This is a genomic window from Rhizobium sp. 2YAF20 (assembly GCF_052114685.1).
GTDB lineage: Bacteria > Pseudomonadota > Alphaproteobacteria > Rhizobiales > Rhizobiaceae > Rhizobium.
In genome coordinates this window covers 161,546-173,103 of record NZ_JBFRFF010000005.1, presented here as the reverse complement: position 1 = coordinate 173,103, position 11,558 = coordinate 161,546, and the positions used below count along the sequence as shown (strand labels likewise).

At 59.9% G+C, this 11,558-nt stretch carries 9 protein-coding genes and 1 pseudogene; 7 read left to right on the top strand and 3 right to left on the bottom strand.

Annotated elements, in window-relative coordinates; genetic code table 11:
- Window positions 1-140: 140 nt before the first annotated feature.
- The gene (locus AB4Z52_RS10030; RefSeq protein WP_442217755.1) at window positions 141-398 is read right to left on the bottom strand and encodes a BON domain-containing protein; all 258 of its coding nucleotides are present in this window, start codon (window positions 396-398) and stop codon (window positions 141-143) included.
- Between the two features lie 821 nt (window positions 399-1,219).
- On the bottom strand, window positions 1,220-2,413 hold the full coding sequence (locus tag AB4Z52_RS10025) for a LysR family transcriptional regulator (protein ID WP_442217864.1): 1,194 nt from the start codon (window positions 2,411-2,413) through the stop codon (window positions 1,220-1,222).
- A gap of 510 nt (window positions 2,414-2,923) precedes the next feature.
- Between AB4Z52_RS10025 and osmF the strand changes: the two are divergent.
- From osmF to AB4Z52_RS10000, 5 genes and pseudogenes are all read left to right on the top strand, one after another.
- Window positions 2,924-3,769: pseudogene (gene osmF, locus AB4Z52_RS10020) on the top strand (glycine betaine ABC transporter substrate-binding protein OsmF); the annotation flags it as partial.
- Between the two features lie 75 nt (window positions 3,770-3,844).
- Complete coding sequence (locus tag AB4Z52_RS10015) at window positions 3,845-5,011, top strand: ABC transporter permease (RefSeq protein ID WP_442217754.1); 1,167 nt, start codon at window positions 3,845-3,847, stop codon at window positions 5,009-5,011.
- Window positions 5,012-5,028: 17 nt separating this feature from the next.
- Complete coding sequence (locus AB4Z52_RS10010; protein ID WP_442217863.1) at window positions 5,029-5,967, top strand: ABC transporter ATP-binding protein; 939 nt, start codon at window positions 5,029-5,031, stop codon at window positions 5,965-5,967.
- Entirely contained in the window at window positions 5,964-6,716 is a 753-nt protein-coding gene (locus tag AB4Z52_RS10005) for an ABC transporter permease (protein ID WP_442217753.1), read from the top strand. Before AB4Z52_RS10010 ends, AB4Z52_RS10005 begins: the two co-directional genes overlap by 4 nt.
- A gap of 145 nt (window positions 6,717-6,861) precedes the next feature.
- Entirely contained in the window at window positions 6,862-7,257 is a 396-nt protein-coding gene (locus tag AB4Z52_RS10000; protein ID WP_442217752.1) for a VOC family protein, read from the top strand.
- Between the two features lie 63 nt (window positions 7,258-7,320).
- On the opposite strand, the gene AB4Z52_RS09995 is transcribed toward AB4Z52_RS10000, so the two are convergent.
- Window positions 7,321-7,713 (bottom strand): PRC-barrel domain-containing protein, encoded by a 393-nt coding sequence (locus AB4Z52_RS09995; protein WP_442217862.1) that lies wholly within the window; start codon window positions 7,711-7,713, stop codon window positions 7,321-7,323.
- Window positions 7,714-7,993: 280 nt separating this feature from the next.
- Between AB4Z52_RS09995 and AB4Z52_RS09990 the strand changes: the two genes are divergently transcribed.
- Both AB4Z52_RS09990 and pgi read left to right on the top strand, forming a co-directional pair.
- Window positions 7,994-9,691, top strand: a complete 1,698-nt coding sequence (locus tag AB4Z52_RS09990) for a long-chain-fatty-acid--CoA ligase (RefSeq protein ID WP_442217751.1) — start codon at window positions 7,994-7,996, stop codon at window positions 9,689-9,691.
- 240 nt (window positions 9,692-9,931) lie between these two features.
- A complete protein-coding gene (gene pgi, locus AB4Z52_RS09985; RefSeq protein ID WP_442217750.1) occupies window positions 9,932-11,557 on the top strand; it encodes a glucose-6-phosphate isomerase in 1,626 nt (541 codons plus the stop codon).
- Window position 11,558: the final 1 nt, after the last annotated feature.

Genomic DNA, 11,558 nt, shown 5'->3' with positions numbered 1-11,558 from the left:
ATGAATTCATTGCATTGCCCCCCTGTTGCCCCCTCGTTCCCGGTCAACTTAGAGCAATTTGGCAGGTTGTCTCCTCAACGAAAATATCGAAATGAAACATTCCGATGAAAGGCCGGGATGGGTAAGACACCATAATTCCCTCACGGCCTTGCCAAGCGGCTCTTAACCTTGCCGCTGCCGGCGATCTCTTCCGCGATTTCGATGGCGCGATCTATGTCGCCGCGATAGCGGACGCGACCTTCGAGGATCACGTAGTTTCCAACAGTCGAAACCGTTATCTCCGAGGCATTGATATCGTAGGCGGAGGTCAATGCCTCTTTGACGACCGCCTGCAACGTTGTCGCACTGCGAGCGATGTCCCGGCCACCCTCATCGTCGCTGTCTGGAAATTGCTGCAATCTCGCGACCTTCCAATGTTTCCCAGGGGTTTGATAGCACTGGATTTATGCAATCCTATAACGCCCGATCGGTCATTTCGTTGCGTCGGTCCGGTGCGATGTGATCGAGCGGTTTAACGGTCTGCTCCGCGCAGTTGTCGATAAACGGTTCCGATCAGACGCGGCAACAAAGAGAAAGACGTTCCTGTCATGTTGTAAATTCGTCAATTGCACAGGACGATCGGCGATGACAGAGAATAATATACGACATTTTCAAGCATAGTTTGGTACTATGTTACTAATGCGCAAATCAATTATTCCGTTATACTTTATATTCGCTTCATTCTGTAAGATTATGCTAATTCTTACTATGTCGCATCGCAATCTTGGAAGATTTATCCGTGAGCAAGAACGCATCCTCCCGCTCGATCTATCCAAATTGGCGCGCAGTTGCAATCGGACCCGTTATTGGCGCGTTGATGGGCGGCATTCTCTACAGGACGGTGCTGAGCGCGACCTTTGCTGTTGCCGGCTTGGCGGAGTGGAGGGCCAAGGAACGTTGCAAGTCGTTGTCGACAAAATGCAGACCCCGAATTCGTAAAAAACGTTGCCGACACCGTTGGCGATCTCTCACCGGCTTAATCTCTCCCGGCCCGTCAATATGGCGGTTCGGGGAAACTGTCGGTGAGAATATTGACCGGCGGTACTCTTCTGGAAATTCGGGCTCTTGTCTAAGACCGGCAGAAGGCGCTTGAGGTGGCAGGCGAAGGCCGCGGTCGAAGGCCTTTTGAGCGCTCGCCCAGCATGAGCGTCATTGCTCGCTTGGATCGCGGGTTGCCGCCTCACTTCCCACCGACGACCTCAGTCATCGCCTCTCTGATCAACCGGCAGGCGTCGAGCGAGGTTTTACGGCCGTTATGGGCAAGGTGGTAGGATAGAGGTATCACGGCGTCGAGGTCGACGATGCGCACCTTGTGGCCGATCGGCTCTGCGCTCACCCTTCCCAGAAACGAGACATAGCCGTGGGTGGCAACGAGGTCGACAATAACCGGGAGACTGTCGGCCGCGGTAATGTCGCGGCCGCGATGGCGGTGGCGCACGCTGTCGCCATATGTGAAGGTAATCGCCGCATGACCGATGCCGGTGCGGGAACTGGCAAGGCATAGCGGGTGGTTTTCGACCAGCTCGGATACGGTCGTCTCGATGCTGTCGGGCGGTGCGATCGCCACCATGTCAGTCGATAGAAGCTCGATATGCTCGAAAGCTTCGAGCCCAAAGACGGAATCGAGAATGGCGACGTCGATGCGGCCGGATTTCAGCGCCTCGCGCAAATCGTCGGCCGTCATCAGCATCAGCGAGATCGTGTTCCGGTAACCGCTGGCGTTCCAGCGTGAGACGAGGAGGCCGAGGCAGCGGGCGACCCAACTTTCTGAGCCGGTCGGAATGATCGAGCCGATGCGCACGGCCCGGGCCACCCGTTGAAAACGTTCGTCCGCCGAGGATTTCATTTCGCTCCAGGCAAAGCTGATCGACGAGAGGATCGCATAGGCCCGCCTGCCCGCCTCCGTGAGCACCGAACCTTGGGCCTGCCGCTCGAACAGTCGGCAACCAAGCAGGCTTTCAAGATTGGCGATCTGAAGGGAGAGCTGCGGCTGGCCGAGCTTGAGGCGTCGAGCGGCGCGATTGATGCTGCCCTGATCGGCAACCTCAAGGAAGCGCTCGATCGTGGCGATCTTCAGCGGGAAGCGTGAGGCCCAACGGGAAAAGCTATCATCGACTGGAGGATCAGCTACCAGACCGGCAAGCTCATGCAATCCTGTCAGGATCGGCTGCAGGCCTTTCTGCACCTTCGAGCTGGCCAGAAGCGTTGCGAGTTCGCCGGAGTTGCGCTCGACGAGTTTCATCGCGAGCTCGGTTTCGAGACGCCGCAGAATGCCTGATATCGTCGATGCCGGAAGAGAAAAGCGGCGGCCCGTCTCGCGCACCGAACCAAGAGAAAAAACCGTATCCGCGATGAACAGTGCTCCGAGATGCACGCCTCTTCCTTTCTGTCCGACCAGGAACCATCCGACACCAGCAATCTCAATCGGAGCATATGGGGTGTTCGCCAAAAAAGATATCCCAAAGGCGCTTGGCTATGTCTATCGTTTCGTCAGGCGTCTAACCGATCCCCGCTCATTTGTCCGCCAGAGGCGACAGGAGGATTGGAACCGCACCAAAAGAACTGTGGGAACAAAAACAAACGCGCTAACCTCCTAAAATTGAAATGCATTTTCGCGCTTATCGCGGCGACGCTCGCCATAATCGCGCCGCGGCTGCAATTGACGGGTCCGCGCGCATCGATTTTTCCGCGATGGGCGCTACTTCTTCGGCGCAGGTGGGCCCGCCACGGGCTCGCGGCAGAAAGACTATGCGTCCGCAGACGAGCCCGGGCTCGGAGGGGCGCAAGGGACATCGGTTCAAACGGGGTAAAGGGAAATATCATGTTGAAGAAACTCGCAATTGCCGCGTCGCTCGCGGCATTCGTCGCAAGCGGCGCCTGTGCTGCCGACGTCATCGTCTCGTCCAAGATCGATACCGAAGGAACGCTGCTTGGAAACATCATCCTCCTGTCGCTCAATGCCAACGGCATCAAGGCGCAGGACCGTGTCGCCCTCGGCACCACACCGGTGCTTCGCAAGGCAATCACCTCGGGTGAAATCGACATTTATGCCGAATATACCGGCAATGCCGGCTTCTTTTTCAACAAGGCCGACGACGCCGCGTGGAAGAAGAACGACGCAGGCTATGAGCTTGCCAAGAAGCTCGACTATGACGCCAACAAGATCGTCTGGTTGACGCCGTCGCCAGCCAACAACACTTGGGCGCTTGCCGTGCGCAACGACGTTGCCGGGCCGAACAAGTTGAAGACCATGTCGGACTTCGCCAAATGGGTCTCGGGCGGCGGCAAGGTCGAGCTTGCGGCCTCCGCGGAATTCGTGAATTCGGCGGCCGCACTTCCGGCCTTCCAGACCACTTACGACTTCAAGATCAAGCCGGACCAGACGATCGTCCTTTCCGGCGGTGACACGGCGGCAACCATCAAGGCGGCGGCCGACCAGACCAACGGCGTCAACACTGCCATGGTCTACGGCACCGACGGTGCGATCGAAGCCGCGGAACTGACCGTGCTTGAAGACGACAAGAGCGTGCAGCCGGTCTACGCCCCGACCCCGATCATTCGCGAAGCCGTATTGAAGGCCAATCCAAAGATCGAAGAAGTGCTTGCCCCGATCTTCAAGGGACTGACGGCCGACGAGCTGCGCAAGCTCAATGGTCGCATTCAGGTCGACGGCGAGCCGGCCAAGTCGGTCGCCGAATCCTACCTGAAGGAAAAGGGTTTCCTGAAATAACCATTCGCCAATTGCCGCTGCGGCCCCATCGACAAGATCGGGGCCGCAGCCTTTGCGACCCATGGAGCCCGACTGATGGAAGAAGCACAAGCGGTCCGAAAACTGGACCGCCTCGGATTGGTTCTCGTCGTCGCAGGCTTGGCGGCCGCCGCCTGGATGCCGTTCATCATCGTCAAGGCGAACCGCATTGCCTCCGGCAAGCCGCTGCTGCTGACGCAACTCCTGAACCAGCCGATTGCCGTTGCGCTCGTCGTCCTGTTGCTTGCGACGGGTTTTGCAGCTCTTTTCGCCCGCAACCCGCTTCCCCGCCTCGGCGTCTCGACGCTATGCATCGGCGTGCTATTCCTCGCGATCGGGCTCGTATCGGCAGCAGCCACGCCTGTCGGCAGCGCCTCGGCGCGCATCACGCCCGGCGGCGCCTTCTGGGCTCTTCTCGCGGTGGTCGGCCTCGTAATTTCCGACGCGCTGGTAAAAATCCAGCTGACGCCCTGGATGCGGGTGGCATCGCTCGCCGCCTATTCTGCCCTGCTTGGGATATTCCTGTTTTCCGGCCTCCTTGACAGCTTGTCGATCATGAAGGAGTTCGCCATCCGCGCGGACCAGTTCTGGGGTGAGGCGCTTGGCCATCTGTTTCTGGCGTTCGGATCGGTTGCGATCGCAATCGTGCTGGCTCTTCCGCTCGGCGTCTTCTGTTTCTGGGTGCCCAAGCTGCGCGCCGCAGTGCTCCAACTTCTAAGCCTCGTGCAGACCATCCCGAGCCTGGCCCTCTTCGGTCTGCTGATGCTGCCGCTCGCCTATATCTCGTCGCATGTACCGGGCGCTGCCGAGCTTGGCATTCGCGGCATCGGCGCCGCACCCGCCCTTATTGCCCTGGTGCTCTATTCACTGCTGCCGATCGTCGCCAATACGGTCGTCGGGCTTGAGGGTGTGGATCCCTCCGTGCGCGATGCCGCCGCGGGGATGGGGCTGACACAACGGCAGGTGCTGACACGCATCGACCTGCCTCTGGCCTTTCCCGTCATCCTCACCGGCATCCGCATTGTGTTGGTGCAGGCGATCGGCCTTGTTACGGTCGCAGCCCTGATCGGCGGTGGGGGCTTCGGGCTGTTCATCTTCCAGGGCCTTGGCCAGACGGCGATGGACCTCGTGCTTCTCGGCGCAGTGCCGACCGTTTTTCTCGCCTTCTCATCGGCCGTCATCCTCGATGCGGTCATCGACAGCATCCGGGGAGAACGCCCATGAGCGGAACACCAGAAAACATGATCGAGCTTGCGAGCGTCACCAAGCGCTACGGGACGGCCACGGTTGTCGACGAGGTGACGATGTCGGTCCGGCGCGGCAGCATCACCGTGATCGTCGGCACCTCTGGCTCTGGCAAATCGACGCTGATGCGCATGATCAATCGGCTTGTGCCGATCACCAGCGGACATATCTCCGTCGGCGGACAAGATGTGATGGACGTTCCCGCGACCGAGCTGCGCCGCCGCATCGGCTATGCCATCCAGGGGCATGGGCTCTTCCCGCATCGAACGGTTGCGCAGAACATCGGCACGGTGCCACAGCTGCTCGGCTGGGACAAGGCGCGCATCGACCGGCGCATCGATGAACTCCTTTCGCTTTTCCGCCTTGATGCGGCTACCTTTGCCGGCAAATATCCGCACCAGCTTTCGGGCGGCCAGCAGCAGCGGGTCGGCGTCGCAAGGGCACTTGCCGCGGAACCGGAGGTGCTTTTGATGGACGAGCCCTTCGGTGCGCTCGATCCGGTCATTCGCGGCAAGGCGCAGGACGACCTCCTGGCGATCCAGAAGCAATTCGGCACGACGATCATCCTTGTCACCCACGACATGGACGAAGCCTTCCATCTCGGCGACCTCATCGCCGTCATGAGCGAGGGCAAGCTCCTGCAGTGCTCGACGCCCGAAAAAATCCTGACCGAGCCGGCCGACCCCTTCGTGCAGCAGCTGACGGGGACATCCGACCGGGCATTGAAGCTCATGTCCCTGCTACCCTTGAAGAACAGCATGCAGCCGGTCAAGGCGGGGTTGACCTACGGCCTGCCGGAGACGCTCAATCTGCGCGATACGCTTGCCGAAATGATCTGGCAGGGGGTCGACGAGGCAACAGTCGAGGACAAGGCCAAGGCGCCGGTTGGCTCGATCTCGATGGAGCGGCTGCTGCAGCTGGGCAAGCGGTCATGAGGCTGCTCATGGCAAACATCTTTCGCTTGGCAGCCTTGGCGCTGTTGCTCGTGCTGCTTTTCCGCACCGAGTGGCTGACGCCGATCCTCGCGCCGCTGACCAATTTCAACGCCGCGCCGATCTATACCCAGAACAGCCTCGCCTGGCTTGCGGCCTATCATCTCGAGCTCGTGGCGGTATCAATTCTCGGCAGCGCGGTGTTGGCGGTGCTCGGGGGTATCTTCGTCACGCGAAAGAGTGGCGCGGATTTCCTGCCATTGACCCGCGCGATCGCCAATGCCGGACAGACCTTTCCTCCGGTCGCCGTACTGGCGCTCGCAGTCCCGGCGACCGGCTTCGGCATGGCGCCGACCTTGATCGCACTCTTTCTCTACGGATTGCTGCCGATCTTCGAGAATACGGTTTCCGGGCTTCAGCAGGTGCCAGCCTCGATCATCGATGCTGCCGACGGCATGGGCATGAGCCCACGGCAGCGGCTGTTCTCGATCGAACTGCCGCTTGCCATGCCGCTTATCCTCGAAGGGCTGAAAGTGGCGACGGTCATCAACATCGGCACGGCGACAATCGGCTCGACCGTGGCTGCAAAGGGGCTGGGGGAAGTGATCATCGCCGGACTTATCTCCGACAATACAGCCTTCATCCTGCAAGGCGGCCTGATCGTCGGGCTGATGGCCGTGCTGATCTATGACGCGATGGGACAGGTCGAAGCCGTCATCAACCGGAGAATCGGCTTGCGGGCTGCCGCATAGGCAGGCCAGAGCCGTTCACGGTTTCCATGAAGCACTTCACAGCTCTATCTGTTTGTTTTGATGCAATTCCTGGGAAAACCACTTCACACTTTTCCGGGAATTGCTCTAAGGTATTGAAGCGGAGCTGGCGACGGGAGGCTGCCCCTTGGCAAAGATGATCCACTCGATGATCCGCGTGCTCAACGAGGCGCGCTCGGTTGAATTCTACGGCAAGGCCTTCGGCCTTACTGTCGCCGACCGGATAGAGTTCGAGACCTTTACGCTGATCTATCTCAGCAATCCCGAGACCGGCTTCGAGCTGGAACTCACGGTTAACCAGGGCAGGATCGAGCCCTATCCGCTTGGCAATGCCTATGGACACCTTGCTGTATCCGTCCTGGAAATCCGCGGCGAGCACGAACGCTTGTCCGCGCTCGGCCTCAACCCCGGCAATCTCGTCGAGCTGAACCGCGATGGAAGATTGTTTGCGCTGTTCTTTTTCGTCACCGATCCGGACGGCTACAAAATCGAAGTGCTGCAGCGCCACGGCCGCTTTCAATAGCAGCCGCATAATGCCCCGTCCGCAAAAGCGAACGGGGAAAGTCGACGGTCGAGTTTCGGTGCGTCACATCCAATAGGGCGGGATGCCATAATAGTCGTAGACCCTGCGGCCATTGTCTCGATACCAGTCATCGTTTTCGTCGGCAAAGCGCGGGGCGCTTTCGATCTGCTCCTTCGTCAGGTCGATGCGATAGCCGTCGAGCTGCTCGTCATAGCGAAGCTTTTCCCAGGGAAGCGGATAGTGATCCTCTCCCATCCCAAGGAAGCCACCGAAACTGAGGACTGCATAGGCGACGCGGCCTCCGCGCTTTTCCAGGATGACGCGCTCGATGTGGCCGATGTGTCTGCCATCGGCGCCATAGACCCGAGTGCCCTCCACACGATCGCTGGCGATCAGGGTCGGCGTGTCCTTGAGGTGCGGATCGCGCCGGCTGGTGTCTGCCGTCTGGTTCTGCATCTGGATCTCCTTTTCGTTTGCCTGCGATTGATCGGCGCTTGGGAAACGTACCTTCATGGGTAAGGTTCCGACATTTCACGTCCGAATCCGAGGCGTGGCGTCACATTGACGCTTACGTCAAAGTTATTGTAGTCCTATTGCTGCTTGAACCATTTAGGCAAAGGCATAAGCTGTTGATGCGCGGGAAACAGGAGGCTTTCCAGCGGACCTGCGCCGGGTTATCAATCCGGTGGTCCGCGGCTTCGGCGATGCGTGCTAGTGCGTCAGGGAGGACGTTTGCATGAACACAGTTTCGGTCCAATCCGGCGGACAGGCCGGTGACAGAATCTGGCTCGCCTCCTATCCTGACAATGTCCCGGCTGAAATACCGCCACTGGACCACAAATCGCTGCCCGAACTTTTCGAGGAGAGCTGCCGGCGCTATGCCAACCGGCTGGCCTTTTCGAGCATGGGGCAATCCGTCACCTACCGAGAGATGGAGGTGCAGACCAGAAAAGTGGCTGCCTGGCTTCAAAGCCTCGGCCTTGCCAAGGGCGACCGCGTCGCTCTGATGATGCCAAACCTCCTGCAAAATCCGATCGCCGCCTATGGCATCCTTCGCGCCGGTCTGACGGTCGTCAACGTCAATCCGCTCTATACCCCCCGCGAGCTGGAGCACCAGCTGCGAGATTCTGGCGCCAAGGCGATCTTTGTCCTTGAAAATTTCGCCCACACTGTCGAGCAGGTGCTCGCACGAACGGATGTCCGCCACGTCGCCGTCAGCGCACTTGGCGACATGCTGGGGCCGAAGGGGCACATCGTCAATTTCGTGGTGCGGCGGGTGAAGAAGCTCGTACCGGCCTGGACGATCAAAGGCCACAAGACCTTCGGGCAGGTGCTGGCCGAGGGCGCCAGGCTGCCGCTGAAGCCCGTCGATCTCGACCCGAGCGACATCGCCTTCCTGCAATATACCGGCGGGACGACCGGAACGGCGAAGGGGGCCATCCTCACCCACTCCAATCTGCTCACCAACCAGCTGCAGTTGTCCTACTGGCTGGCCTCCGCCTATATCAACAAGCAGCGTCCCGAGGTTCTGACCTTTGTCTGCGCGCTGCCGCTTTATCATATCTTCGCGCTGACGGTGAATTCGCTGATGGGAATGTCGCTCGGCGCCCACAACGTGTTGATCGCCAACCCGCGTGACATTCCGGCTTTCATCAAGGAACTGGGCAAGTATCGTTTCGACATTTTCCCGGGGCTCAATACGCTTTTCAATGCGCTGATGAACAATCCGGAATTTGCCAAGCTAGACCTTTCGCATGTGAGCACGCTTGCCGGCGGCATGGCGGTGCAGCGCCCCGTTGCCGAACGCTGGCAGAAGATGACCGGCGGTTGGATCACCGAGGGATACGGCCTTTCTGAAACGTCCCCGGTTGCCAGCGCCAACCGCTTCGACAACGCCGAATTTTCAGGCACCATAGGGCTTCCCCTGTCGTCGACCGAGTTCGACATTCGCGACGAGGACGGCAAATCCCTGCCGCTCGGCGAGGTAGGCGAAATCTGCATCCGAGGACCACAGGTGATGGCCGGCTACTGGCAGCAGCCCGCCGAGACCGCAAAGGTAATGACGGCGGACGGCTTTTTCCGCTCCGGCGACATGGGCTATATGGACGCGCGCGGCTATACCAAGATTGTCGATCGCAAGAAGGATATGATCCTCGTCTCCGGCTTCAACGTTTATCCCAACGAGATCGAGGAAGTCGCAGTGATGCATCCGGGGATACTCGAGGCAGCGGCGATCGGCATTCCGGACGAGCATTCCGGCGAGGCCGTGAAGCTCTTCATTGTCAGGCGGGATCAGGCTCTGACGGAGGCGGACGTCAAGGCGCATTGCGTTGCCAACCTCACCAACTACAAACGTCCGCGCTTCATCGAATTCCGCAACGAACTGCCGAAATCCAATGTCGGCAAGATCCTGCGCAAAGAGCTGCGCGGCTGATTTTCTCGACGTGCAGATTTATTGAATTCGCCCCTTGCCACCGACCGTCATTTTTTACATTTCACCCGTGCGTGAACTTGATTTACGCCCCACAAAGCGAATAGTTTCCGCGACCCTCCAGAGCGTTACGCCATCCCGAGGGAAGGCGTGCACCATGGAGCATTCAACTCGCGCATGATTTCCTCCGGAACCTGACCCACAGTTTCGGGATCATGCGGCGCGAACCCCAGGGAGTTTCCCATGCAAGCGATCGTCGAACAATTGAAGAGCACCGCGGCGGCCACCAAGGCCACCGATATCCGCGCGGCCTTTGCCGCCGATAAAACCCGCTTCTCCCGCTACACGGCGTCGCTCGACGACCTGTTGATGGACTATTCCAAGACGGCGGTAAATGAGGAGATCATGGGTCTGCTCGTCAAGCTTGCGACCGAAGGCGGTGTCGAGAAGAAACGCGACGAGATGTTTTCCGGCGTGGCGATCAACTTCACCGAGAACCGCGCCGTACTGCATACCGCGCTGCGCAACCGCTCGAATACGCCGGTGCTGGTCGACGGCAAGGATGTCATGCCGGAGGTCAACGGCGTGCTGGCTGCCATGGGCAGGTTTGCCGAGGGCATCCGTTCGGGCAGCCTCAAGGGCGCGACCGGCAAGGCGATCACCGACGTCATCAACATCGGCATCGGCGGCTCCGATCTCGGCCCCGTCATGGCGACGCTGGCGCTCGCGCCCTTTCACGACGGCCCGCGCTCGCATTTCGTCTCGAACATCGACAGCGCCCATATCTCCGACATCCTGAAGCTGGTCTCACCCGAGACGACGCTGTTCATCATTGCGTCGAAGACGTTCACCACGATCGAGACAATGACCAATGCGCAGACCGCCCGCGCCTTCATTGCCAAGGCGCTCGGCGAGACGGCGGTCAAGCACCACTTCGCGGCTGTCTCGACGGCGCTCGACAAGGTCGCCGCCTTCGGCATCGAAAGCGACCGCATCTTCGGGTTCTGGGATTGGGTCGGCGGGCGCTATTCCATCTGGTCGGCGATCGGCCTGCCGTTGATGATCGCGGTCGGGCCGAAGAATTTCGGTGAGTTCCTCGATGGCGCACACGCCATGGACAATCATTTCCGCAAGGCGCCGATCAAGGAAAACCTGCCGATGCTGCTCGGCCTCATCGGCTTCTACGATCGCAACGTGCTCGGCTATGCGACGCGCGCGATCCTACCCTACGACCAGCGGCTCTCGCGTTTCCCGGCCTATCTGCAGCAGCTCGACATGGAATCGAACGGCAAGGGCGTCACCATCGACGGAACGCCCGTCGTCGGCAATTCCGGCCCGGTTGTCTGGGGCGAACCCGGCACCAACGGCCAGCACGCCTTCTACCAACTCATCCACCAGGGAACGAGCGTCATACCGGCTGAATTCATGATCGCCGCCAATGGCTTCGAACCGGATCTCCGCCACCAGCACCAGCTCTTGATGGCCAACGTGCTTGCCCAGTCGGAAGCGCTGATGAAGGGCCGCAGCTTCGAAGAAGCGAAGGGCCAGCTGACCTCGAAGGGCATGGACGACAAAAAGGCCGATTTCATCGCACCGCATCGCGTCTTTACCGGCAATCGCCCGTCGATCACCTTTGTCTATGACAAGCTGACGCCGTTTGCACTCGGCCGGCTGATCGCGCTTTATGAGCACCGCGTCTTCGTCGAGGGCGTTCTCTTCCGCATCAACTCGTTCGACCAATGGGGTGTCGAGCTCGGCAAGGAACTGGCGACCGGCCTGTTGCCGGTCGTCGAGGGCAAGGTAAGTGCCGAGGGCCACGATTCTTCCACGGTTGGACTGGTTGCGGCGTTGGCTCAGCGCGCGAAGTGAG